We start from the raw sequence: 23,844 nt of genomic DNA, 5'->3' as shown, positions 1-23,844 counted from the left end.
TGGCCGCTGCCAATGCGGGTTCAACCAATACCGATGGTATCGGTGGGCGTGGCGGAAAAGCTTGGGCCAAGACGGTTAAGTAGGCCGCAAGAAATAGTATGCTGAGTGATTTCATTTTTTGCCTAACAGTGTTATTGAGCGGCACTGCATTTCACTCTCGAAAACGGCAGATCATTGGAAAAGAAGTGATTGCTCATTTCAGGGTGCATTTTTTTAGAATTAATAGGTGCCGGTAACGAATCGTTACTCCGTTTTAAATTAAAAAAAGGCAGATCATTGACGATTAGTGGATTGCCAATTGTTAGGTGCACTTTTCTAGATTTAGAGATGGGACGGTCAAAATCACGGTTTCGGATTTCGATTTGCGATAAGGAGTCTGGTGAATCGCTCAAAGTCGAGCTGATTGATGCTCCAGGGCTTTGGTCGGAGCGTCGTTATAAAATTCGCGTGAATGGTAAAACGGCCACGCAATTACCCGAGGGGACTATGACCGAGGTTTTTGACCGGTTGCGACGTTGGATGGTTAAACGGGCTGCGACTGGCGGCACGCAGCTTACGGGCTGAGGGGGGAAGACGGAATACTCGGGACGGCGGGCGGAGGACCGGGGAGACGGAAGACGAAAGACGGAAGACAGACGGGGCCCGGGTGGGCGTGCACGAGGCTCGCCCCTACGGCTGAACGACGGTGGGCGGAGCGGACGGCCCAGCGGTCCGTCCCTGCCCCAGATGCTCGTTAAAATGAGCGGGATGCGCCAAAAGGCATTTCTTCGGCGTCTTGCGTTGGGCCGGGGAAGATGAATCGATCGGGGGAATACCCCTTTGATCACTCGTGCGCGGTTTGCGGCGGGCATCGGGGCGCGGTTTTAATTTCCAACAACATTATCCAACGTGAAAATCCTACAGGGGTTGAGTGAGGGGCAGGTGGTGCAACGGATCGGTCGCAAGGGCGCCACGGTGCGTTTGTCGGGCGAGAGTGCGGAAGTGGCGCCGGTGTTGGCCACGATCGAGGGCGCGCGTGGTGCGCTAAAGGGCTGGAAGGCGCGGCGCGTGGGGACGGCGGGGCGCGGGCGGTTTAGCGCGGAGCTGGCGGGCGTGCCGGCGGGCGGGCCGTATCGGCTGACGTTGCGCTGCGGTGCGGAGCAGGTGCGCGTGAAGGAGTTTTATGCGGGCGATGTCTGGCTGATGGCGGGACAGAGCAACATGGAAGGCGTGGGCGATATGTCGGCGCCGGTGAAACCGCATCCGCTCATCCGGGTGCTGACGATGCGGCGTGAGTGGCGGTTGGCGAAGGATCCGTTGCACGTGCTCGGCGAGTCGCCCGACTCGTGCCACGCGGGGGCGCGTCAGCTCACTCGCGAGCAGGCCGAGTCGATTCGCACAACGACGAAGCGGGGTGTGGGCGTGGGCGTGTTTTTTGCACGGGAGATGTTGGAGCGGTCGGGCGTGCCGCAGGGGCTCATCGCGACGGCGCATGGCGGCACGACGATGGAGCAGTGGAACCCGGCGTTGAAGGATCGGGGCGGGGATTCGCTTTACGGGTCGATGATGTTGTCGTGCCGCGAGACGGGCCAGCCGGTGGCCGGTGTGTTGTGGTATCAAGGCGAGAGCGACGCGGGCGGTCCGCCGGTGGCGGTTTACACGGAGAAGATGCGCGCGCTGGTCGCGGCGGTGCGACGTGATCTGAAGCAACCGGCGTTGCCGTGGGTGATCGTGCAACTGGCGACGGTGTTCGGATCGCTGGAGGATGGTGCGGGCTGGAATAGCATCCAGGAGCAGCAGCGGTTGCTGGCGTTGAAAGTAAAACAACTGGAAACCGTGGCGGCGGTGGATCTGCCGTTGGATGATAACATCCACATCGGCGCGGCGGGTTTTCCGGTGCTGGCCAATCGCATGGCGCGGGCGGCGGATCGTCTCGTGTATGGCAACTGTGCCGAGGTGCCGATGCCCCGGCTCAAAACGATCATCTCACCGGATCCGAAAAAGGCGCCGGGGCAGATCGACGTGGTGTTCGAGCATGTGCCGGGCGGTTTGCGCGCGGCGGGGGCGGCGCGCGGGTTCACGCTGGTGGATGGCGACGGGAAGGTGTTGCCCTCGATTTTTAAGACGACGCTGCACGGCGACACGGCGCGGTTGCACATGCTCAAGGGACTGGTGCTGCCCTGGAACACGCGGCTGGCTTACGGGCACGGACGCATGCCGGTGTGCACGATCACGGACGGGCGCGGATGTGCGCTGCCGGTGTTTGCGCCGCAGCCGTTCATGAAGCCGAACGCGATGGCGCCGTTTTTCACGACGTGGCGGGTGAGCCCGGTGGTGACGGCGCCGGCGGTGTCGCTGGCGGAGCTGGCGTGTCCGCATCTCGATGGGGCGGGAAGCGAAGTTCGCAGTTACGGGATGGACGGTTTCATCAACGAACACGCGCGCTGGCAGAAGGCGGAAGGCCACGGGTATTTCGCGGCGAAGCTTACGCTGGCGGAGGCGATGAAACTGGAATTCCTGCTGGGCTACGACGGGCCGTTTCGGATGTGGATCGACGGGAAACCGTTCTACACGGATATCGGCGGCATCAACCCGTGTCTGGCCGACGAGTTTTCAAAGACGACCACGCTGCCGGCGGGCGAGCACACGCTGACGGTGGCGATGGATCTCGCCTGTGGTGCGTCGTGGGGCTTTTTCCTGCGCCTGTGCAGGCGGGATCTCAGCGCGGCGGAGGTTCGCAAAGGCCAGTTTGCGCGGCCGGCGTATTCAGTGTGAGCGAGGCTGCGGAACGGAGTTCGAAGCTGGGCGCGCCCCGTGCGCGCTCGTTTACTTCTTCCGCAACGTGATCACGCACTCGAGGTGGCGGGTTTGCGGGAAGAGGTCGAAGGGCTGGACGGCGGTGAGCTCGTAGCCGGCGGCGAGGAAGGATTTGAGGTCGCGCATTTGAGTGGCGGGGTCGCACGACACGTAAACGACGGCGCGGGGGCCGTAGGCGAAGAGCTGGTTGAGGAAGGATTCGTCGCAGCCTTTGCGAGGCGGATCGATCAGCACGACCGTGTCGGCGGCGGGGAAGGTGAGGCCGGCGAAGATCGCGGCGGCGTCGCCGGCTTGGAACGTGACGTTGGTCAGGTTGTTGGCGGCGGCGTTTTGTTTGGCGAAGACGATGCTGCTTTCGCTGATCTCGATGCCGGAGACTTTTTCAAACGCGGGCGCGCAGGTGAGCGCGAAGAGTCCGCTGCCGCAGTAGGCGTCCACCATAAAACGTGCGCCGCTGGCGGCGGCTTGGTCGCGGGCGTAGCCGGTGAAGGCGGGCAGGATGAACGGGTTGTTCTGAAAGAAGTCGCGGGCGAGGAATTTTAATTTCAGGTCGCCGACGGTCTCGGTGACGATGTCGTCGTAGTTGGTGGTCACTACGCCGGAGGCGTCGCGGAGGAGGAGCGTGCCGCCGCGCGCGTAGTCTCCGTTGGCGGCTTTCTGGCGGACGATCGCGCGGGATTCGGCGAGGCGGGCGTTGATAGGCGCAGTGGCGATGGCGCAGTGAGGGACATCAAGGATGTCGAAGCGCGTGCCCTGACGGAGGAAGCCGATGGGAAGCTCGCGACCGTCGCCGCGCGGGGCGTTGAAGTGGGGCGTGATCTTGGAGCGGTAGCCGTATTCGACAGGCGAGCCGATCACGGGCGAGACGGGAAATTCGACGCCGCCCATGAACTTAAGGAGCTCCTCAACCTGACGGCGTTTCCAGGCGAGTTGTTCGTCGTAGGCGAGGTTCTGGTATTGGCAGCCGCCGCAGGCACCGAAGATCGGGCAGGGCGCGGCGATGCGTTTGGGCGAAGGGGTGAGGATCTCGACGAGATCGGCTTCGGAGAAATTCTTGTGGTTGCGAAAAACGCGGGCGCGCACGCGTTCGCCGGGGAGCGTGGACGGGATCATGATGACCCATTTGGAGTCGGGCTCGTCGGGGTGCGGGACGCGGCCGAGGCCCACGCCGAGATTGGTGAGCGTGGCGATCTCCAGCTCGATCTCCTGGTGATAGGCGAAGGGACGGTCGTTGAACTTTTTCTTAAATTTTTGGCCCACAGAACACACGGAATACACGGAAAGGCAGACGGCGAGGAAAAGGATTTTGTCTTTTGGGTGATTTCCGTGTGTTTCCGTGGGTTCCGTGGCCACACCTCCCGAAAAAATCTCCAGTCTCCAGAATCCGCGCGTGAAGCAGCTTGTGAAGCTGCGCGACCGGCGTCCGCGCGACGAGGCGGGCGTGTTTATGGTCGAGGGCTACCGTCAGATCCGGCGCGCGTTGGAGAAAAACATCACGCTGACGGAACTGTATATCTCGCCCGAATGGTATCTGGGGGAGAACGAACCGTCGCTGATCGCGCAGGCGCAGGCGACGGGGACGCAGGTGTTCGAGCTGACGAAGGACGCGTTTGCCAAGGTCGCGTATCGCGAGCGGCCGGATGGATTGCTGGCGGTCGCGCCGCAGTGGAAACGGACGCTGGCGGACATTCCGGCGGCGAAGGACGGGAAGGCGCCGTTTTTACTGGTCGTCGAGGCGATCGAGAAGCCGGGCAATCTCGGGACGATTTTGCGGAGTGCGGACGCGGCGGGCGTGGATGCGCTCATCGTGTGCGATCCGGTGACGGATTTGTTCAACCCGAACGTGGTGCGCGCCTCGACGGGCGTGTTGTTCTCTGTGCCGGTGGTGATCGCGAGCAGTGCGGAGGTGCGCGAGTGGTTGCGCGAACATGGCGTGAAGTCGGTGGCGACGACGCCCTCGGCGACGGATTTTTATACGGATGTGGATTTGAAGGGGCCGCTGGCGATCGTGATGGGTAGCGAGCAGTATGGCTTGAGCGATTACTGGCTGAAGGAGGCGGATCAACGCGTGGTGATTCCGATGGCGGGCCAGGCGGATTCGCTGAACGTGGCGATGGCGACGATCATCACGCTGTTCGAAGCGGTGCGTCAGCGTGGATCAATTTAGTTGCAGAAAAATTCTTGCCTAGGGTTTTTGCCTTATGCAGAAGGGTGGCATGAACTGTATTCGTGCCTTGTTTCTCGGCTTTATTGGAGCAGTTGGATTTACCACGTCGGCTTTGGCCGATAGTGTGATCGTATCGGGTTTTGTGACCTCGGTTGGCAGCAACTTGGGCACGAGTATTGATGGAACGTCTCCTAATTTTGCTGATCGTGACTTCTACACGATTACCTTGACCTATAATTCCGCTCAAGCACCCCGCATTACCACACAAGGAGTCACCGATACCAATAATGCGGCTGACTACTATCTGCTGGAAACGAACATCACGATTTTCGCCGATGACGGTGCCCTGACTTGGACCTATGCTACTCCGGCGGCCAATAGTCTCAGCCATAGCTTTGGTGTTCAGAATAACGTTTTTGGGAACGATAAATTTTCCGCAGGTTTAAGCGGCGTTACGTTTAGCGGACCTACGCTTGGGCCGGGCTTCCAGAATTTCAGCCACTGGTCCCTGAATTTTACGGATTATGAAGGCACGATTTCTTCCGACACCAGTATCCCGAATTTCTCGGATTTAACGGCGTATAATTTCAAAGACATTTACCTACAGTTCGGCATCTACACTGAGGACAGAATTGAGCTTTTTGCTTCGTCTGTATCGGTAATCCCGGAGTCGTCAGCCTTTGCGATGCTAGCCGGCACCGTCGGTTTGGCCGCTGTTCTGGTGATCCGTCGTCGTCGCTATTGATTCAACCTGTCGGTGCCAGTCGGCGCACCAGTGCGCGGAATGGCACCAGGAGCGCGGCGGCCATGAGGAGTTTCACGCCGAGGTCGCCGGCGGCGAGGAGCTTCCAGTCGAAGCCGGTGCCGGCGAAGGCGAGTGAGAAGAAAATCGCGGTGTCCACGGTCGAGGCGATGGCGGAGCCCCAGAGCGGGGCTTTCCACCAGCTCTGGCGGCGCAGGCGGTTGAAGATGGCGACGTCGAGGAGTTGGGAAACGATGAACGCGGTTCCCGAAGCGCCGGCGATGCGCAGGCCGAACGCAGGATCATCCTGGCCAAGCGCCACGCTGACCGAGGCGATTGCGCCGGTGACGAAGCCCGCCCAGGCGACGCGACGTGCGAGCCGCGGACCGGCCCAGCGGTTGCACACATCGGTCACGAAGTAAGTGATCGGATAAGAGAACGCACCCCACGTGAGCCAGTCGGTGATGGGGTATTGGACGAGGACGTTGGAGAGCAGGACGATCGCAGCCATCGCCAGCACGGGAAGCAGCAGGCGACGGAAGGAAATGGAGTCGGTTTCAGCCGGAATCATGACGGGCGGCGCAAGGAGTTCACGAGCGAAGCGGTGCCCTCGGCCATGCTGATGCGCGGGCTGTAGCCGAGATCGCGGCGGGCGGCGTCGATCGAGAACCAGTGGTCTTTGGCGAGTTCTGCGGCGATGAAACGCGTCATGGGCGGCTCGCCGTCGAGCGGCAGGACGCGCCAGGCGGCTTCACAGACGGCCCCCACGGCGGATGCGGTGCGCAGCGAAATGTGCCGCGTAACGGGCGGTTCGCCGAGGGTGTTGAGGAGGCCATTGATCCAATCCCAGAGGACGACGGGCTCACCGTTGGTAATAAAATACGCGCGGCCAGCGGCACTCGAATGAGTAGGATTAATGATTGGATCACATTCTCCAGGAACTGAATAAGCCAACTTGTAACTTAATAAGTTACAAGTTGGCTGGGTCGGGTTCGACTGCGGGTTCGCTTGCGATGTGGGGGCTGGGGGGCGGGGGAGGAGGGCGGATTCGGCGAGGAGGTGGGCGTCGGTGGCGTTCTCGACGTGGACCATGTCAACGCGGTTGCGGCCTGCGCCGATGATGCGGAGGCGACCGGCGCGGGCGCGTTTCAGGATGCGCGGGACGAGGTGCGGATCGCCTACGCCCCAGATGAGGTGCGGGCGCAGGGCGACCGTGCGCAGGGTCGCAGAATTGGCGGCGAGAACTTCGCGCTCGGCGATGGCCTTGGTGAGCGGATAAGGGCTCGGGCAGGATGTGGTGAGCGGAAGGGATTCGTCGGCGTTGGCCAGATCGTATCCGTTATAAACTACACTGGGCGTGCTGGTGTAAACGAAGCGGGAGACGCCGTGTTCGCGGCAACCGGCGAGCAGGGCGCGGGTGCCGAGGACGTTGGCGCGGAAGAAGTCGTCGTAGCGGCCCCAGACTCCGACTTTGGCGGCGACGTGAAAAACGGTGTCGATGCCGCGGCAGGCGGCGCGCACGGCGGTTTCGTCATCGAGCGAGGCGCGGATGAAGCGGACGCCGCGTTTTTCCAAGTCGGGGGCGGGTGTGCGGGCGAGCACGGCGACGGGGCGACCGGCGGCGAGGAGGTGTTCGACAAGGTGGCGGCCGAGGAACCCGGTGCCGCCGGTAACGAGGACGGGTCCAGATGGTTTGTAACTTATTAAGTTACAAACTGGGTTGGTGACGGACGGAGAAGTGGGGGGCGCGGGGGTCATCGCTTGGGGTCGGACTCGTAGCCGGTGGCGCCGTCGGCGGCCCAGCGGGCGAGGGTGAGGCGGTGGATCTTGGCGTTGTGGCGCACGTCGACAGGGAATTTATCGCGGAAGTAGAAGAGTTTGATGCCGGCGGTATGGGGGAAGCGTTTGGCGATCTCGCGGAGTTCGCGGGCGAAGCGGCGGCAATCGGCACTGCTGGTCGCAAACTGGGGCGAGGTGGGCTCGATCACGACGGCGAGGCGTTGGTGACCGAGTTTGCCGAGGCCGACCAAGGCGGAGCGGCGGACGTCAGCGTGGGTGTTGAAGATTGGTTCGACTTGTTCGGTGAAGAGCGGGCCGTCGCCGTTGTCCACGCGTTCGGCTTTGCGTCCGCAAAACCAGAGGCGGCCGTCGGCGTCGAGGTAACCGGCGTCGCCCATGCGGTGGAAGATCGCGCCGGTGGCGGGGTCGTGGATTTTGCCGGCGGCGGTGGATTCGGAAAGCGCGTCGTAGGTGTGGGTGACGGTGGGGCCGGCGACGATGATTTCGCCGATCTGGCCGCGAGGGAGTTCGCGGGTGTCGGCGAGCGAGGCGAGATGCGCGTCGGTGAGCGCGATGATACGGACGTCGTTGGCGGGGAGCGGGCGGCCAACGCAGGTGCCGGCGCCGTGTTGGGTGGCGACGGCGGTGCCGCCGTGGTGGGCCATAACCTCGGCGGCGCTGATAGTGCTGACGGGGAGTGCTTCGGTGGCGCCGTAGGGGCTGTGGAGTTGTCCGTGCGGGAGCACAGGCGTCATCAAATCCCACAAGTCGGGCGGCACGGGGGCGCCGGCGCAGAGCACGCGCCTCATCGTGGGCAACGCGATGTGGTTCTCGTGGCAATGGACGGCGATTTTTCGCCAGAGGGTGGGCGAACCGAAGGAGCTGGTGATGTTTTCCTGGAGGATCGCGCGGATGATTTTTTCGGGATCGACGGTGGCGGGGCGGCTGGGGTCGATCTCGGGCACGATGGTGGTCATGCCGAGCGCGGGATTAAAAAGGGCGAACAGCGGGAGCAGTGGCAGGTCGATTTCGCCGGGGCGTATATCGTAGGTGGTGCGGATGAGTTCGACCTGCGCGTCGAACATACCGTGGGTGTAGCAAACGCCCTTGGGTGCACCGGTGGAGCCGCTGGTGAAAAGGATGGCGGCGAGTTCGTCCGGCGAATTTGCCGCGAGTTGAGAGTTGAGAGTTGAGGGTTGAGAGTTCGAAGCCCGGCGGTCGGTGGGCGAGCTGCTGGCGGGGATGCGGAGCTCGACGGTGCGGAAAGCGCGGCGGTAAACGCGGCTGACGAGGCGCGCCATGGGAATGCCGAGGAGCACGCGGGGACCGGAGCGTTCGACGCAGGAGAGAAAACTTTTCAGACCCATGCCGGGGTCGATCACGACGGGCACCGCTCCGTGGGCAAAGAGGGCAAAGGCGGCGGCGATGAGCGGCAGGCCGGGACGCACCATGACGAGGACGCGGTCGCCGGGGCGGACGCCGCGGGACGTCAGTTCGGTCCGCCAGGCGCCGACTTCGGCGGCGAGCTCGGCGAAAGAAAGCGTGAGGTAATCGATGCCGCCGTCACGCGTGCGGCCGCGCGGGACCTTGAGCGCAGCGGTGAGCGGCTGGCTGGCGGCCATGTGTGCGAGGTGTCGGGCGATGTTGGCGTTGTCCGGTGGCACGGTTGGCGGAAAACCTCACGCATCGGCGGGCGGAGGCAAAGAAAAACCCCGCGCGGCGCAGGGCCGGACGCGGGGTCAAAAGGATCGGGATACTGAAATCTCAGTAATCGGTGAAGGTGACGAGACCCCAGACGGCGGACACTTGGGTGCCCGAGGGATTCACGCGGCCGAGATACTTGGTGCCATCGATGTCGATGGTGTTCGGTCCGACGGGCTGGTAGCTGCCGCTGTTGTAAACGAACAGGCCGCCAAGAACGCTGTTATTGCGACCCGAACGGGTTTTCTGCGTGGAGCAACCGGCAAAAAGGGATGCGGCTACGGCGCAAATCGCAAGGGTAAGAAAGGTCTTCGATTTCATAGGGGAGTAGGGGACGGTGTAAGGTGGTCTGGGCTTTGGCAAGCGCAGGAAATGGGGAAATCCGGCGAAAAAATTCAAGCGGGTTGCATCGAGGGCTGGCTGCGCAACAGGTCGGCTTGCCAGGGCAACAGGATGTCATCGACCTTGGCCGGGTCGCGGGCGATGAGGGCGAGCTGGGAGCGGTTCGCGATGAGCGTGCCTTCGAGTCCGAGCGTCGCGGCGATGCGGTCGCGGTCGGCTTTGATGCGGTCCTGCAAGGCGATTTCTTGCGGGGAAAGCGGGGCCGTCTCCGAGCGGCGGCGGCGGGGGAGCGTGTTGGGGTCGCGACCGAAACCCTCACGCAGGGCGGTGGCGAGGGACTGCACGAGACGCGCGTGGCGCTTGCCCAGGTTGACCTTGCCGAGAATGCCCTCAATCGAGTCGCCATCCTCGGCCGCATACGCGATGTCGAGGAGCAGATCGGCGCTGCACACCTTAAAGGGAGGAACATCGAGGGTGCGGGCGCACTCTTCGCGCCAGTGCCAGACGGAGTGGAGCACGCCGAGGCCGCGGCCGCGGAGGCGTTCGGAGCGGCCGATGCGCCAGTCGTTTTCGTCGTCGCGGGGGAAGCCGATCATGCCGGACTCGATCTGGCGGCCGCATTGCTGGTCGAGCCAGTCGAGGCGGTCGAGTTGGGCGAGTTCGCGGGTGAGGATGTCGCGAAGGGCGGGCAGGTGCCAGACGTCGAGCGCAGCGTAGTCGAGGAGTTTCTTGGTGATGGGGCGGTTGGACCAGTTGGCCTTCTGGCCCTCCTTGTCGAGGATCAGGCCGAAGTGTTGTTCCAGCAATGCGGCGAGGCCGATGCGCTGGCGGTTGAGCAGCTGGGCGGCCAGCATGGTGTCGAAGATGCTCTTCGGGCGGAACTGGCAGAGATCGGATAACAGGCGCAGGTCAAAGTCGCTGCCGTGCATCAGCAAGTGCTTGGTCGCGAGTTTCTCCCAGAGCGGGGCGAGCGGCAGTGGGGCGAGCACATCGACGAGGAAAATCTCTCCGGCGACGAGGAACTGGAGCAGGCACACGCGCGTGCGGTAGTGGAACATGTTATCCGCCTCCGTATCGAGGGCGACCTCGTCAACACGATCCAACGCGGCAAGCAAGGGGGCCAGTTGGGCGGGCTGGTCGATGAGGGTGTAGGCGGGAATGGGTTGCTCGTTCAACGTGACGACGAGGAAACGCGAAGCGGCGGCGGACGGAAGCGCGAAATACGCGGAGGAGCGGGGAAGGTTGCGCGACGGAGGAAGATTGCCTTTGCGCTTTGGGGCGCAGTTTGACGCCATCACGGGACATGAAGGTAGTCGTGTTATGTTCCGGCGGGATGGATTCGGTGGCCGCGCTCCATTGGGCGCAGGCCAACCATGTCGTGACCGCGGTCATCAGTTTTGACTATGGCGCTAAGCATAACCCCCGCGAATTGCCCTTCGCCGCCGCGGCCGCCGCGAGCCTCGGTGTGCGCCACGAGATCGTGAAGCTGGATTTCGTAAGCCGTCTGTTTGCCTCGGATCTGCTGACCACGGGCGGGGACATTCCGGACGGCCACTACGAGGCGGAGAACATGAAGCAGACCGTGGTGCCGTTTCGCAACGCGGTGATGTTGTCCATCGCCACCGGCTTTGCTGAAAGCGCGGGGGCCGAAGGTCTGATCATCGCAGCGCATGGCGGCGACCACGCGATTTATCCGGACTGCCGCGAAGATTTTATGCGCGCGATGGGCGATGCGATGCGCCTCGGCACTTACGCCGGCATCCAGTTGCTGCGCCCGTTCATCGCGATCAACAAGGCCGGGATCGCCGCCGCGGGCGTGGAGCTCGGGGTGGATTTTTCGAAGACGTGGTCCTGCTACAAAGGCGGCGCGGTTCATTGCGGCACATGCGGCACCTGCGTCGAACGTCGCGAGGCGTTCATTGATGCGGGCCTCGTCGATCCCACGGTGTATGCGGACAACGGCCCGCTGCCTCCGCGTCCTGACCAGCCGTTCAAAGCGATCGGTTAAAACGCATGCTGATTTCCGAGACATTTTATTCGCTGCAAGGCGAGGGTGAGCTGACCGGCGTGCCGTCGGTTTTTCTCCGCACGTCGGGTTGCAACCTGCGCTGCAACTGGTGCGACACGCCTTACGCTTCCTGGAATCCCGAGGGCACTGAACGCTCCGTCGCCGATCTCGTGGCCGAGGTGCAATCGCATCCGGGCCGCCATGTCGTGCTCACCGGCGGCGAGCCGATGATTGCAAAAAACATCCGTGATCTCGCCGCCGCGCTGCGGGCCGACGGCCGCCACATCACGATCGAGACGGCCGCCACCATCGCGCCCGATGGCATCGCTTGCGACCTCGCCTCGATGTCGCCGAAGCTCGGTAATTCCGCGCCCGATGCGCGTCTGTCGGATGCGTGGCGCGCGCGCCATGAAGCGACGCGCTGGAATCCCGAGGTCCTGCGCGCGTGGGTCGATGGTTACACGTATCAATTCAAGTTTGTCGTTTCGACGCCCGCCGACGTCGAGGAGATGGAGACGCTCATTGCCTCGCTCGGTCGCGACATCCCGCGACACAAAATCCTGCTGATGCCCGAGGCGATCACGCTGGATCGTCTGCGCGAACGCTCGGCCTGGTTGGGGGAACTTTGCAAAGAGCGCGGTTATCGGTATGCTCATCGCCTGCATATCGAATTGTATGGCAACAAACGCGGCACCTGATTCCCGGCCCCCGCATCCATCCGCAGACTCCGTGCCGTCATCGGCCGTGGCCGCGGACAACGTCATTGTTCTTTTTCCCGGTCCGCAGCCGCGCAAGCTCTCGGAGATCCTCGAGCAACTCATCGCGGGCTTTGCCATGCGTCCGGTGACCTTGCGCGAGGTCATCGTCGTGTTGCAGGGGCGTGCCTACAACCTGCTCATGCTGTTGCTGGCGATTCCGTTTCTGTTGCCACTGCCGCTGCCGGGCCTGTCCACGCTGCTCGGTCTGGTGATCGCGTTCATCGCGCTGCGCATGACGCTCGGCCAAAAACCCTGGCTCCCCGCGCGTCTGCTGGACCGCGAATTACCTCCGCGTTTTTTCCCCACGTTGTTGTCCGGTGCGCGTCGCGTGCTGCGTTTTCTGGAAGTGATGCTGAAGCCCCGCCAGCTCTGGCTTACGACGTCGCCGCTGCTCATTCAACTGCACGCGTTTATTATTTTTGTCGCCGCGTGCGTGTTGCTGCTACCGCTGCCGCCGGGGACGAATTTTCCTCCGGCGTTGTGCATCGTGATCATGGCGGGAGGACTGCTCGAGCGGGACGGACGCTTCATTCTCGCGGGCTATCTGGCGTTTGCGTTCAACGCCGTTTTCTTCGCGCTCTTCGCCGTTTACGGACAACGCGTGCTCCAATGGTTGTGGGCACTCTTCGCGGGTTGAGGCAGGGCGCGCGCGGCTGTCACGCGGGCGTCGCTTTGGATGCGTGAATCTTTGCAATTCATGCGTGGTTACGGCTCGGCGTTTGCTTTAGAATCCGTTGTATCTTCCTCAGATAATTTTTCGCGCCATGCCTACCACGAATTCATCCCCCGCCCCTCTTTCTCCTGAAAAGCTGCGCCTCGCCATCAACCTTCGCCTCGGGATGCTCGGATGCGCGTCGGCCGGCGGTGACGATGAGGTGGATATGGCCGGCATCGCCGCCCCGCTTTTTGCGCAGCAACGCGAACTTTCCCGCCGCCTCGCGCAACAGCTGCCGCCCGTCGACGAGCGTATCCAACATTTCCTTAACACCTATCTGGCCGAGACCGGCCCCGCGCCGCGACTGCCCTCGCGCACCTTCATTCTAGACCGGCCCGGCATCGCCCGCGAACTCTCGCTGCCGGTCGATGGCGACACCGTAGATTCGCCGCTGCTGAAAAGCTACCGCCTGCAAAACGGTGTCCTGCACAATCCCGCCAACGACCGCCGCACCACGCAGGGCGTGTTCCACATCGCCGAGGGCGGACTGCCCGTGCCCGACGACAAACTCGCGGTGCCGAAGCTCACGTTTTCGCGTCTGCTCGATCTCGCCGTGCGCCACCCCGCCGACTTGTTGCGTCTACCCTACACCGCCGGCCGGCCCTCGCCGGCGGAGTGCATTGTGTCATTGCTGCTGCGTCCGCTCGTCGTGCCGGCAGTGCCGGGTTTCATCGGTGAGAAACGCATGGAAATCCGTTTCTTCGCGCCGGGCTCGCTGGTTTCAAATCTCGATTTCGTCGAAGGTATTTTTGGCAACGCTGGCGATCCGTTTCTCGCGGAGAACGATGCGGCGCTCGATGTCGATGGCTGGACCGGCCACACGGGCTGCGTGATTCTCGCGCCGCATCTGGTGGGCGTGCGCAAGCACCTCGTCGGTCTGCCGCACTGGGATCTTGCCACGCCCCGCCAGCGTCGTGACGGCATGTGCTGGAAGACCGAGGACGAACTCTACAATGGCGGCAGCGCTTTCAAAGTCTGCGCCCGCGATGCGCGCGGTGTCATGGTCACGCTGATCGCCGACAACTATTACGGTTACTGCAAGAAAGAGGTGAAGACCCAGATCAGTTACGCCGCGAATCTCTTCGGTCTCGCCGAGGAGGAACATGCCGGCGGCGCGCTGGTGTTTCCCAGTTACGATCTGGGCGAAGATTTTTCCGGCTATACGCGAGCGGGCGACGCGAGCTACACCGTGGCCACCGTGATCGCGCGCGATCCGGAGTTGTGGGCCGTGCAGGCCGAGGGCCACGCGATTTCGACTCAGGATGTCGACACCGTGCTCGTGCCCGAAGAAACTCATTTCAACCTGCGCAAGCAGAGCATCTCCTGGCGGGGCGTCGATGGCACCGGCCGAGAGATTAAGTTGCTCGCTGGAAAAACCTACATCCGTCCAGGTGGTTACAGCGTGCACATGGAACCCGTGCGCGGCGAACGCGGACAATGGCGGCTCGTCGGCACCGTGCCCGAGACCACGCTGTGCCACAAACCGTCCACCGTTTCGGGCGGCGGCAAATCGGAAATCTCCAAGGCGATCTCCGATGCAATCCTGCCCGGCCACGTCTTCGTCGCCGATCATGACAAGGATATGGAGGCTGTCACCCAACTGCTTGAGCGCGATTATTCCGATCGCTTTCTCGATCCCGCCCGTGCGGGCAAGGACCTGCGTCCCGTGCTTAGCATCGAGCGCACGCTCGGCAGCGTGATCAAACTCCTCACGCCGTCACGCCGCGATTACACGCCGGTCTACAACAGTTGGCTCGCCTCGATTCCGCAGCACATCAAAGAACTCGTTTTCGTGATCAAGCGTCACCACCGGCCCGACTGGGCGGGCAACTGGCGCGCGCATTTCTCGGTCGACACGATCAACGGTCGTCCGGGCAACGAACTCAAACTCGACGGCCGCAAGCTCATCGTGAACACGCTGCGCGTCGGTTACGAAGAAGACGGCTCATGGCGCGTGTTCGGCCTGCGCCACGATTTCCATCCTGCGGCCAAGGTGCAGATGGAAGACGACATCACGGCGAGCGTGGTCGCGCCGATTGCGCCCCAGGTTCCCGGTATCGGCGCACCGGTTTCGCTGAAGTTCGTGCAGAACTGCGAAGCCCTGCTTTTCCAGCGTCCCGACGATGCGATCCATCGCGGTTACGACAAACAAGCCGAGGCCGACATCTCCACGCCCGGCACGTTCCTGTCGAATTACGCGCCGCTCACCACCGGAGATGCCCTCGCGTTCATCGAAGACGCCGTCGGCTTCAGCGCCTATACTGCGCCGATGCAGGCCGTCATCCGTAAGGCTGCGGCGAATACCACCAACGCGTCGCCGGCCTATTTCGTTTCGTCCGCGCATCCGCGCATTGTCGGTGGCAAGCCCTCCAAAAACCCGCGCTATCTCCAGGTGCGGCCCGACGTGGCCAATCCCAAGGCCACGGCGCTCGCCTATCTCGGTCTGCGCCTGAGCCGCCGGCTTGCTGCGGACAAACCCGTGCTCACGCCGGTCAACGTGGTCGTGCCCGGCCGCCGCAACAATCCGCCCGAGCCCGGCGTGCGTGCGTTGTGCTGTTTTAATCCGCTCCACTTCCTCGAACTGCCCGAGCTCTTCATGGAGTTCATCAGCTCGATGACCGGCAAGTCGCCCTCGACCACCGGCGCCGGCAGTGAAGGCGCGCTGACCAAGAGCCCGTTCAACGCGCTTCCTCCGGTCATCGATCTCAACGCCGCGCTGGTCTCGGCGATTCTCACCGGCCACGATGTGTTCCTCTCCTCGGCCGGTTGCGTCGGCCCGAAGGTGCGCGTCGATCACGACGTCTCGCTGCTCGTGCCCGAGGTCTTCTCGCGCATGAGCGCCGCCGAACGCGCCGCGCCGCAGCTCATCGCGGAGGGCTGTTTTGAAAAGCTTCTCGATTTCGAACATCGCGGGAAAACCGTGCGAGCGAGCCGCCTCGGCTACCGCATCACCACGCGGTTTGTGCGCATCTATTTCGGTCGCGTGTTCACGCATCCGCATGTGGTGTTCACCGACGAGATGCTGCGCCCTGAATTGCAGGACATCGATATCTTTGCGGATGGTGTGGATACGATTGTCACTACGCACCAGCGGGTGGCCGAGAGTTATTTTGCCGATGGCAGCATCGAGCAGGCGATCCCGCCACTGCGGGCGTTGCTCGAAATCATGGCCAAGGGCCAGACTTCGGCCGGCCATGGGCTCGACGCGCCGGAAGTCCGCGGACTCTTCGGCCGCGAGCAGATGCTGGCGAGCGACTGGTATCAGGCCCGTCTCGATGCGAAGCAGAAAAACGAGACCACGCTCTGGTCTCATCACGTGAAGAGCCTGGAGGGCATTCTCGATCAGGAAGGTTACGCCGAGGTGGTTACGCGCCTCTCGCTCAAGCTGCGCCTGATTCACGCCAAGACGGAATTGGAGCGGGTGCAGTCGCCGGCCTATCGCCAGTCGCTCGAAGGCACCCTCGGCGTTCACCCGCTCTGAGCGGGACGTGAAGTCGTCGTGCGGCCTGCGGATCGGACCATAGGACGCACGCCGAAAAGCCGCGTGTAGTGCCCGCGTGGATGCATTCTTTTCATGGTGTTAAGTCCCGTGGGGATTTGCGCCGATGAAGACGTGTTCTAGACTGTGATCATGCGAGCGACAGTTCCGCCACTCGCGTAACCCTTCCCGTCATGCGCCCCCGTGATACCCGACTCAATACTCCCGCCGAGATGTGGGTGCGGTTCGTATTTGCATCTCGTTACTTCTTTTTCTTCGCCGCTCTTTTTATGGCGGCCTCCGCCGTGCATCACGGTTCGGTCTATGATGCCGTGAAGGCCGTGGTCTTTTTCGCCGCGATGATCGCGGGCCACGTGTGGCTGAAACGACGCGGTAAACTGGATGAATGTGATCGTGCGCTTCAGGACATGTTCAATGGCACCGCCGGCGAAGAAGAAGGCTTGGATGCGTTGCTGAGCCGGCGCGCGGCGTTGGAGGAAAAACGCGGCACGCCCGGTTTCGATCCGTGGGAAGTGCAAGCCGTGCGCCGTGAGATCAACGATTACATGCGCTCGCACCCTGAATCCACCGGACGCCTCGATGGCCGCCGGTGAGCGCGCACCACGCGGGTGCGCGATAGCTACCCGATTATTTCTTCAGCTGGGCCTTGAGCTCGCTGGTGGGGCAACCGCAATCGCTGCCGCAACCTGAGCCGGGCTTGCGGCGTTTTTTCCACGCGCTGCGCAGCAGCAACGCCACAGTGAGGGCGACGACGAGCAGTGAGAGCGGGGTTTGCCAGTTGTTCATGCGACTACTCTACACCCGAATCGCTCAATAGCCCAACGCGTGGCCCACTTGGTAGATCACCAGACAGATAAACCACGCGAAGCCGGTCATATAGCCGAGCTGGAAGAGCGGCCATTTCCACGAGTTGGTTTCGCGCTTCACCACGGCGATCGTGCTGATGCACTGCATGGCGAATACGTAAAACACCATCAGGTTCAAACAGATCAACGGCGTGAACAGCTTGGTGCCGTCGGGGCGTTCGGCCGCGCGCAAGGCATCGCGGAGATGCCCGCGATCCGCATCCTCATCATCGGTCTGCTCGACCGCGAAGATCACGCTCATCGAGCTGTTGAACACTTCGCGGGCGGCAAAGGACTGGATTAATCCAATGCCGATACGCCACTCGAAACCGAGCGGTGCAATCGCCGGTTCGAGCGCATGGCCGGCGGTGCCGGCGTAACTATGCGCGAGCGATTCTTGCTTGGATGTGCCTTCGGGCGATTTCGGATAAGTCACAAGAAACCAAAGCACTATGGAAAGACCGAGGATGATGGTGCCTGCGCGTTTCACAAACACACCGCCGCGTTCGACCATCTGAAGCGCAACATCGCGTCCCTTGGGCAGACGATATGGAGGCAGCTCCATGATCATCAGCGGAGGTGCGCCGCGGAGCAGGGTTTTCTTGAACAACCACGCGAAGCCAAATGCCCCGAAGGTGCCGAGAGCATACATGAGCAGCATGATGCCTACCTTTAGGCCGACGGGGACTTGTTCGTTAGGCACGAGCGCGGCGATGAGCAGCAAATAAACCGGCAGACGAGCCGAGCAGCTCATAAACGGAGCGACGAGGATCGTCACGAGACGGTCCTTGGGTTGTTCGATGGTGCGGGCGGCCATGATGCCGGGAATCGCGCAGGCATAAGAACCGAGGAGCGGGATGAAGCTGCGGCCGTTGAGGCCGACCTTGCTCATCAAGCGGTCCATGATGAAGGCGGCGCGCGCCATGTAGCCGGTGCTTTCGAGCAGGCCGATGAAGAGAAACAGAATCAGAATCTGCGGCAGGAAAATGATCACGCCGGTAACTCCCGCTATGGCGCCTTCAGTGATCAGGTCGCGCAAATCACCCTCGGCCATATGATCGGTGACCCATCCGGACAAGCTGCTCATCCAGCCGTCGATCATGTCCATCGGATAACTCGCCAAGATAAATATGCTCAGGAACATCACACCCATGAGCACGCCGAAGATGCACCAACCCCACACGGGATGCGTGACCCACGCATCAATGCGATCGCTCGTGCTCGGACCGGCGGGAGCGGAGGAGGCGCCGACGATGTCGGCGGTGAGCCGGCCGATGTTATCGTAGCGGGCGTTGACGAGTGCGGCGGCCCAATCGGTGCCGTCGGCGGCCCAGCGTTTTTCCCACGAGCCGAGGATTTCCTGAGTGCGCGGGGAGAGCGGGGTCGAGCCGGCGACGCGCACGCTGTCCTGGTCGGTGAGCAGCAATAACGCCTCGGCGCGGGCGATGAGCGGTTGTTTCTTGTCGCTGTCCTGAAGAGAGGCTTGCAGCTCGGATACGGCCGGCGCGATGGCGGCGGGAACATCCCACGCATGGCGCGAGAGCGGGAGATCGGGGCGGCTCATGGCCAGCTTCAACTCGATCAAACCGCGGCCGCTGGAGGCGGCGCAGGCGATCACCGGAATGCCGAGCGTGTGCTCGAGCCGCGAAGTGTGGATCTTGAGGCCCGCCTCTTCGGCGACGTCCATCATGTTGAGCACAAGAATTACCGGCCGGCCGAGATCGAGGATCTGGTGAACGAGGTAAAGGTTGCGCTCGAGGTTGGTGGCATCGACGACGCAGATGATGCGGTCGGGCATCGCGGTGTCGGTGCGGCGGCCCAGGAGCACGTCGCGGGTCACGGCCTCGTCGGGCGAACGCGCGGCGAGCGAATAAGTGCCGGGCAGATCGATCAGCGTGAGTGGCTGGCCGTGCTGCGTGAAGGCTGTGCCGATTTTGCGTTCGACGGTGACGCCGGGGTAGTTGCCGACCTTCTGCTTCAGGCCGGTGAGGGCGTTGAAGAGCGTGGATTTACCGCAGTTGGGATTACCAACGAGCGCGTAGACGGGGGATTTGGCGGCGGTGCTCATGTCAGCTCCACCTTGACGTGGTCGGCCTCGGATTTGCGCAAGGTGAGGTTGTAGCCGCGGACCTTGATCTCGATCGGATCACCGAGCGGTGCGGTGCGCACGAGTGTGACGGTGGTGCCGGGCAGCATGCCCATCTCGCGCAAGCGGAGGAAGGCGACGCCCTGCTTGGGAAACTCGCGCAACACGGCGCTGGCGCCGACGGCGAGTGAGGAAAGCGTGATCAATTCGGCCATGAAAAATAAAGTCGGGGTGCGGGCGGGATCAGCCGCGGATCAGTTCAACCATGATGAACTTCGCGACACCTTCACCGAGCGCGACGCGCATGCCGCAGATCTGGCAAAGGAGGGTGCTGCGTCCGGAGATTTTTTCGATGATCGCGGATTCACAGAAGCCCATCTCGCGCAAGCGCTGGCAGACCTCGGCCTCGCCGTTTAGCGAGCAGACCCGGCCGGCCGCACCGGCGGGAAGTTCGGTGAGGGCCATGCGCGGACGCTGAAGTCGCGGATCAATCTCCATAAAGAGCAGTGATATGATTGAGACTCAGTTTCACTGTCAACGCGCAGGTGGATTTACGCGGGGGTGCAGTTGGTTATCGCAAGAAACTATCTGATCCCCTGCGAGAACCGTTAAACGCGTATCCCGAGCTGAGGCAGCCGCGGATTAGAAACAGAACGAGTGCGTGCCGGTCGCGAGGACGTGGACAGTGGATTCTCCGTTGCGCCGTAAATGCAGCGTGAACCCGCGATCCGTGGTGACGGTGACCGTGCCACTTTCGGAAGGGCGCGAGGCCGGCTCGGCGATCAACGAGAGCACTCCGCCGTTGAAGCGGTAGCGTTCGCAGCCTTGTCGTGAGGCAGCCTGCAGGTCCCACGTCAGGCTATTGGTAGCAGCGTCGGGTTTCAGGCCGATGGCGTGTTCGAGCAGGTGCTTGATCGGACCGATCCCGGTCCATCCCACGAAGTCAGGCTGCGCGGGTTTTCCGGGAGCATCACTGTCAGGCGAGTAGTTTTCCCACAGCGTGCCGGTGGCGGCGAACACGCGACCGGTGACCTCAATGTCCTCCAGTGCGATGGCACGCGCCAGTTCATGCCGTCCGCACTGTTCGAGTCCGCGGATCACCATCGTCGTAGTCGGTGCCCACACGGCGCCGCACCAATAACCGCCGGCGGGATTGAAGCCCGCTTGATCGGCGGCGAGCGTGGGGACGCGGTGATGACGGCCAAACGTCGCTGGATTTTCCAACTCGGCGCAAAGGGCATCCACTTGACCGCTGTCGGCGACGCCGGCGATCAGTGTCCAGAACGCGGCGACAGTTTTCACCGGGGACCGTGAGCCATCTGCCTGCAGGTCGAAATAGAATTGGCGCTCCCCATCCCACAGCAACGTGTTGATCAAGGCGCCGAGCTGGTCCGCTTCCATGTTGAAGGAATTCTGCGCGGCGACGTTGCCGGTCAGCCCGGCGATCTCCGCCAGGTTGCGGGCGAAGAGAACCATCTGGGCCGATGTATCCACGGCGCAACCACCGCCGGACAGAAAGCGGTTGCGAGGAGAGTTGTCCATGCTCGCCCAATCGGTGAGATAGAGGCTGTTGCCCTGACGCAGATAGTGCTGCAACGCGCGGTAATATCGTTCGAGCGCAGGGTAAACCAACGCGAGGCGCGACGTGTCGCCGGTGAAACGGTGGCTTTCCAGCTCGGCCCACGCGCACAACGGATTGTTCAAGGCGTCGAGGGTGAGGCGCGGCACGGGTTGCGGCGCATCCCGCCCGATGTAAACGACCGGAGAGCGACGAAGCGAGGGGACCTCCCATCCGTGCGCGCTGTAGAACGGCTCATTCTCGCGGTTAACCCACGCGCCGTAATCCGCGCCGGTGGCTCGCACGATCTCGCGGCTGATTTCGCCGTCGTCGTGCTGGCGCGCATAAAAGTTATCCAAGGATTGAATGCCGGGAACGAGCGGATGCGCGACGTTGCAGAACATCGTCATGAAGCAGGTATCCCAGAGGAAAATGTTCTCGTTGAAAGCCGCGTCGATGAACTGGGAAACGAAGCCGCTGCCCGGCGCGGGCTGGTTGAAATTGCGGAAGGCCAGCTCCCACGCCTTCCAATACATCGCGATCCATTGCGGGTGCGCGTCCAGGATCGGCGACGGCAGCTGTGCGCGCAGATCGGAAAACGCCGGCAACGGGCGGGCATCGGGGATTTTTTTTGAGAAATAACGTCCGCGTGATTCGCAGGGGATCGTCGATGGAATTGCGGGTGCGCTGGACGGACCGGAGTTTGAGGAGGACATGGTTTAAATTTTTTCAGGGAAACGCGCGCACCGGGTTCACGGTGCGCGCGCGAGCCGACGTAAGACGTGAAGGCGGTTCTCAGTATTGATCGGGCTTCCACACGGAGGACGAAACGGACCATCCGTTCGCGCCGGTTTCGAAGCCGGGGTTGGCGAGCAAGTTGGCGCCGCCCGACACGCCAAGGAATCCGTCATCAATGTAAGCCGTGCCCGCCGTGCCCGAAGAGTCGTCCACATAGAACGTCACCTGGGTGTTGGCGCCGGAGTTGAACGGCACCGTGTAGTAGGTCCAGGCCGGCGTCGCGGTGATGAACTGGCTGGCGAGCGCGGAGCCGCTGGCGCCTTGACGGATCATGAAGCGCACGCGACCGGCGCCCTTGATCCAGAAGCCCGCCTGATACGCGGTGCTCGCCGTCACGTTCACGAGTTGGCGCACGTTGCCGTAGCTCGCCGTGCCGCTAAAGATGCCGCGCGACGAACCGGTGCCGCTGTGCACGTTTGCCGCGTGAAGGATTTTCCATCCTGTCGGCTGATAAATGGTCCAGCCGGTGTTGCCGGATTCGAAGCCGGGATTGGCGAGGAGGTTGGTGCCGCCGGATAACCCAAGAAATCCGTCGTCAATGAGAACGGTGCCGGCCGTGGTCGACGAGTCGTCGATGTAATACGTGACCTGCGTATTCGCTCCCGAGTTGAAGGTCGCTGGGTAATACGTCCATGCCGTTCCCGCGGTGATGAACTGGCTCGCGAGAAACGTGCCGTCGAGCTGGCGCACGCCAAAGCGGATGCGGCCGGTGCCCTTCGCCCAAATGCCGGCCGAATAGGCGGTGTTGCCCGTCACGGAGACCGTTTGACGGATTGCATAATAACTGGCTGTGCCGCTCACCGCCATCTGCGCCGACCAGAGTCCGTTGTGCGTATCGCCGGGCAGCGGCGCGGCACTGACCTGGGCGGTGTTGGCGCTTTGTGAGGGACCGTTCACCGCCGACACCACGTAGTAGTAAGTAGTGTCCGGAATAACATCTGTATCCGTGTAACCCTTACCGGTCGTCGCGATCGTGGTGTAGGGGCCGCCGCTGGTGAGCGAGCGCTTCACGTTATAATACGGGGCGTTGTCGACCATGTTCCACGAGAGCGTGATCGCTCGGTGGTTGACGTTGGCCACCGCGAGTCCCGAGGGAACCGCTGGTGTGACCGGTGCGGTTTGGTAGACCCGCACGTAGTCCACGATCATCTGCGAATCGCTGGTGGCCTTGGACCCGAAGCCGCCGGCGGGAATGACGCCGGCCCAGTTATTGTTCAGCACTTCGCTGCTCAACATGAAGAACTGACTGCGTTGCGAGATCGGCGCCTCGGGCGGCGTGGGATTGGTCGCGGCCGAGTTGTAGACCGTGAACGTGTTCACGCCATCGACGAAGAACTTCTGATAGGTGGGCGTCCACTCCATCGCGTAGAGATGAAAACTGCCGCCGAGCCCCGTGCCTTGCAGGCCACCGGTGACGGATTTGTGATTCGCGCCGTAACCATCCCAGTGAAGCGTGGAGTTTACCTTGCCCGAGATATCGGTGCCAACCCAGTCGGAGTCGCGGTGCTCGACGATATCGAGCTCGACGCCCGCCAGACGCGGATCGCCGGCCGCACCGACCGTGGAGGCAAACATCCAGAATGCCGACCAGTTGCCCGGTGCATTCGAAAACAGGATACGCGCCTCCATGTAACCGTATTTCGGCTGATATTTGTTTTTCGTGTCGAGGTGGTCGGTGTAGTGAACGCCGCCCTCCGTGTAGGTGGTGATCGTCAGGTTGCCGCCGGCCACCGTGGTCGCGTCCGACGTGTTGAATGCATCGCGGTAATTACCGGGATACGTGTGGTTCCAATACTGCGGATCAAGCGTCGAGCCGTCGAATTCGTCCGACCAGACCAGCGTATAACCGGGCGGAGGAGCCGCGTGGGCGCGAGGGGCCGAGACCAACAGACTACCGAGTGCAGACAGTGCCATCCCGAGGACGGCACGATGGGGTGTTCGTGCTACTTTCATGGGGTTTCTGAGGGGTTAAAGACGGAAGAATCCCGTCTCTCATGCGCACTTCTGCGCCGTTGTTTTAAAACAACAACCCGCGCAAAATTCTCATAAT

Annotated in this window: 20 protein-coding genes; 8 read left to right on the top strand and 12 right to left on the bottom strand. The window is 62.5% G+C overall.

The window, feature by feature from the left end; translation table 11 throughout:
• Window positions 1-888 precede the first annotated feature (888 nt).
• Window positions 889-2,754: a sialate O-acetylesterase gene (locus tag FPL22_RS10470; RefSeq protein WP_144230224.1), complete on the top strand. Its 1,866-nt coding sequence runs from the start codon at window positions 889-891 to the stop codon at window positions 2,752-2,754.
• 51 nt (window positions 2,755-2,805) lie between these two features.
• On the opposite strand, the gene FPL22_RS10465 is transcribed toward FPL22_RS10470, so the two are convergent.
• Window positions 2,806-4,065 (bottom strand): class I SAM-dependent RNA methyltransferase, encoded by a 1,260-nt coding sequence (locus FPL22_RS10465; protein ID WP_144230306.1) that lies wholly within the window; start codon window positions 4,063-4,065, stop codon window positions 2,806-2,808.
• A 76-nt stretch (window positions 4,066-4,141) separates the two neighbouring features.
• On the opposite strand from FPL22_RS10465, the gene FPL22_RS10460 reads away from it, so the two are divergent.
• A complete protein-coding gene (locus tag FPL22_RS10460; protein ID WP_144230223.1) occupies window positions 4,142-4,963 on the top strand; it encodes a TrmH family RNA methyltransferase in 822 nt (273 codons plus the stop codon).
• Window positions 4,964-5,012: 49 nt separating this feature from the next.
• Complete coding sequence (locus tag FPL22_RS10455; protein WP_144230222.1) at window positions 5,013-5,708, top strand: hypothetical protein; 696 nt, start codon at window positions 5,013-5,015, stop codon at window positions 5,706-5,708.
• Between the two features lies 1 nt (window position 5,709).
• Here the strand turns inward: FPL22_RS10455 and FPL22_RS10450 are convergent, their stop codons facing one another.
• The 5 genes from FPL22_RS10450 to FPL22_RS10430 form a co-directional block, all read right to left on the bottom strand.
• Window positions 5,710-6,276: a VUT family protein gene (locus FPL22_RS10450; RefSeq protein ID WP_144230221.1), complete on the bottom strand. Its 567-nt coding sequence runs from the start codon at window positions 6,274-6,276 to the stop codon at window positions 5,710-5,712.
• Window positions 6,273-7,463, bottom strand: coding sequence for an NAD-dependent epimerase/dehydratase family protein (locus FPL22_RS10445; RefSeq protein WP_144230220.1), 1,191 nt, complete (start codon window positions 7,461-7,463; stop codon window positions 6,273-6,275). The genes FPL22_RS10450 and FPL22_RS10445 overlap by 4 nt, the downstream gene beginning before the upstream one ends.
• Entirely contained in the window at window positions 7,460-9,148 is a 1,689-nt protein-coding gene (locus tag FPL22_RS10440; RefSeq protein ID WP_238991376.1) for a fatty acid CoA ligase family protein, read from the bottom strand. Before FPL22_RS10440 ends, FPL22_RS10445 begins: the two co-directional genes overlap by 4 nt.
• Before the next feature lie 100 nt (window positions 9,149-9,248).
• Window positions 9,249-9,506, bottom strand: coding sequence for a hypothetical protein (locus FPL22_RS10435; RefSeq protein ID WP_144230219.1), 258 nt, complete (start codon window positions 9,504-9,506; stop codon window positions 9,249-9,251).
• Window positions 9,507-9,580: 74 nt separating this feature from the next.
• A complete protein-coding gene (locus FPL22_RS10430) occupies window positions 9,581-10,822 on the bottom strand; it encodes a ribonuclease D (RefSeq protein ID WP_144230218.1) in 1,242 nt (413 codons plus the stop codon).
• Window positions 10,823-10,830: 8 nt separating this feature from the next.
• Here FPL22_RS10430 and queC point away from each other — a divergent pair, with 8 nt between their 5' ends.
• The 5 genes from queC (at window position 10,831) to FPL22_RS10405 (ending at window position 17,100) form a co-directional block, all read left to right on the top strand.
• The gene (gene queC, locus FPL22_RS10425; protein WP_144230217.1) at window positions 10,831-11,535 is read left to right on the top strand and encodes a 7-cyano-7-deazaguanine synthase QueC; all 705 of its coding nucleotides are present in this window, start codon (window positions 10,831-10,833) and stop codon (window positions 11,533-11,535) included.
• Window positions 11,536-11,540: 5 nt separating this feature from the next.
• Window positions 11,541-12,233 carry a 7-carboxy-7-deazaguanine synthase QueE gene (locus FPL22_RS10420; protein WP_144230216.1) on the top strand — a complete coding sequence of 231 codons (693 nt, stop codon included), beginning with the start codon at window positions 11,541-11,543 and terminating at the stop codon, window positions 12,231-12,233.
• Window positions 12,234-12,264: 31 nt separating this feature from the next.
• On the top strand, window positions 12,265-12,930 hold the full coding sequence (locus FPL22_RS10415) for an exopolysaccharide biosynthesis protein (RefSeq protein WP_162525261.1): 666 nt from the start codon (window positions 12,265-12,267) through the stop codon (window positions 12,928-12,930).
• A gap of 127 nt (window positions 12,931-13,057) precedes the next feature.
• Window positions 13,058-16,489, top strand: coding sequence for a PPi-type phosphoenolpyruvate carboxykinase family protein (locus FPL22_RS10410; protein WP_144230214.1), 3,432 nt, complete (start codon window positions 13,058-13,060; stop codon window positions 16,487-16,489).
• A gap of 191 nt (window positions 16,490-16,680) precedes the next feature.
• Window positions 16,681-17,100 (top strand): hypothetical protein, encoded by a 420-nt coding sequence (locus FPL22_RS10405; protein ID WP_144230213.1) that lies wholly within the window; start codon window positions 16,681-16,683, stop codon window positions 17,098-17,100.
• A 34-nt stretch (window positions 17,101-17,134) separates the two neighbouring features.
• Here the strand turns inward: FPL22_RS10405 and FPL22_RS10400 are convergent, their stop codons facing one another.
• From FPL22_RS10400 to FPL22_RS10375, 6 genes are all read right to left on the bottom strand, one after another.
• Window positions 17,135-17,293: a FeoB-associated Cys-rich membrane protein gene (locus FPL22_RS10400; protein WP_144230212.1), complete on the bottom strand. Its 159-nt coding sequence runs from the start codon at window positions 17,291-17,293 to the stop codon at window positions 17,135-17,137.
• A gap of 24 nt (window positions 17,294-17,317) precedes the next feature.
• Window positions 17,318-19,420, bottom strand: a complete 2,103-nt coding sequence (gene feoB / locus FPL22_RS10395; RefSeq protein WP_144230211.1) for a ferrous iron transport protein B — start codon at window positions 19,418-19,420, stop codon at window positions 17,318-17,320.
• Window positions 19,417-19,653, bottom strand: a complete 237-nt coding sequence (locus FPL22_RS10390) for a FeoA family protein (RefSeq protein ID WP_144230210.1) — start codon at window positions 19,651-19,653, stop codon at window positions 19,417-19,419. The genes feoB and FPL22_RS10390 overlap by 4 nt, the downstream gene beginning before the upstream one ends.
• A 28-nt stretch (window positions 19,654-19,681) precedes the next feature.
• Complete coding sequence (locus FPL22_RS10385) at window positions 19,682-19,903, bottom strand: FeoA family protein (RefSeq protein ID WP_162525260.1); 222 nt, start codon at window positions 19,901-19,903, stop codon at window positions 19,682-19,684.
• Window positions 19,904-20,080: 177 nt separating this feature from the next.
• Window positions 20,081-21,712 carry an MGH1-like glycoside hydrolase domain-containing protein gene (locus FPL22_RS10380; RefSeq protein ID WP_144230208.1) on the bottom strand — a complete coding sequence of 544 codons (1,632 nt, stop codon included), beginning with the start codon at window positions 21,710-21,712 and terminating at the stop codon, window positions 20,081-20,083.
• Window positions 21,713-21,791: 79 nt separating this feature from the next.
• Entirely contained in the window at window positions 21,792-23,708 is a 1,917-nt protein-coding gene (locus FPL22_RS10375; RefSeq protein ID WP_162525259.1) for a family 16 glycosylhydrolase, read from the bottom strand.
• Window positions 23,709-23,844 lie beyond the last annotated feature (136 nt).

It is taken from the genome of Rariglobus hedericola, from assembly GCF_007559335.1.
Taxonomy (GTDB): domain Bacteria; phylum Verrucomicrobiota; class Verrucomicrobiia; order Opitutales; family Opitutaceae; genus Rariglobus; species Rariglobus hedericola.
Note: the sequence above shows the minus strand (reverse complement) of the source record. Positions and strands in the feature narration are given on the sequence as shown.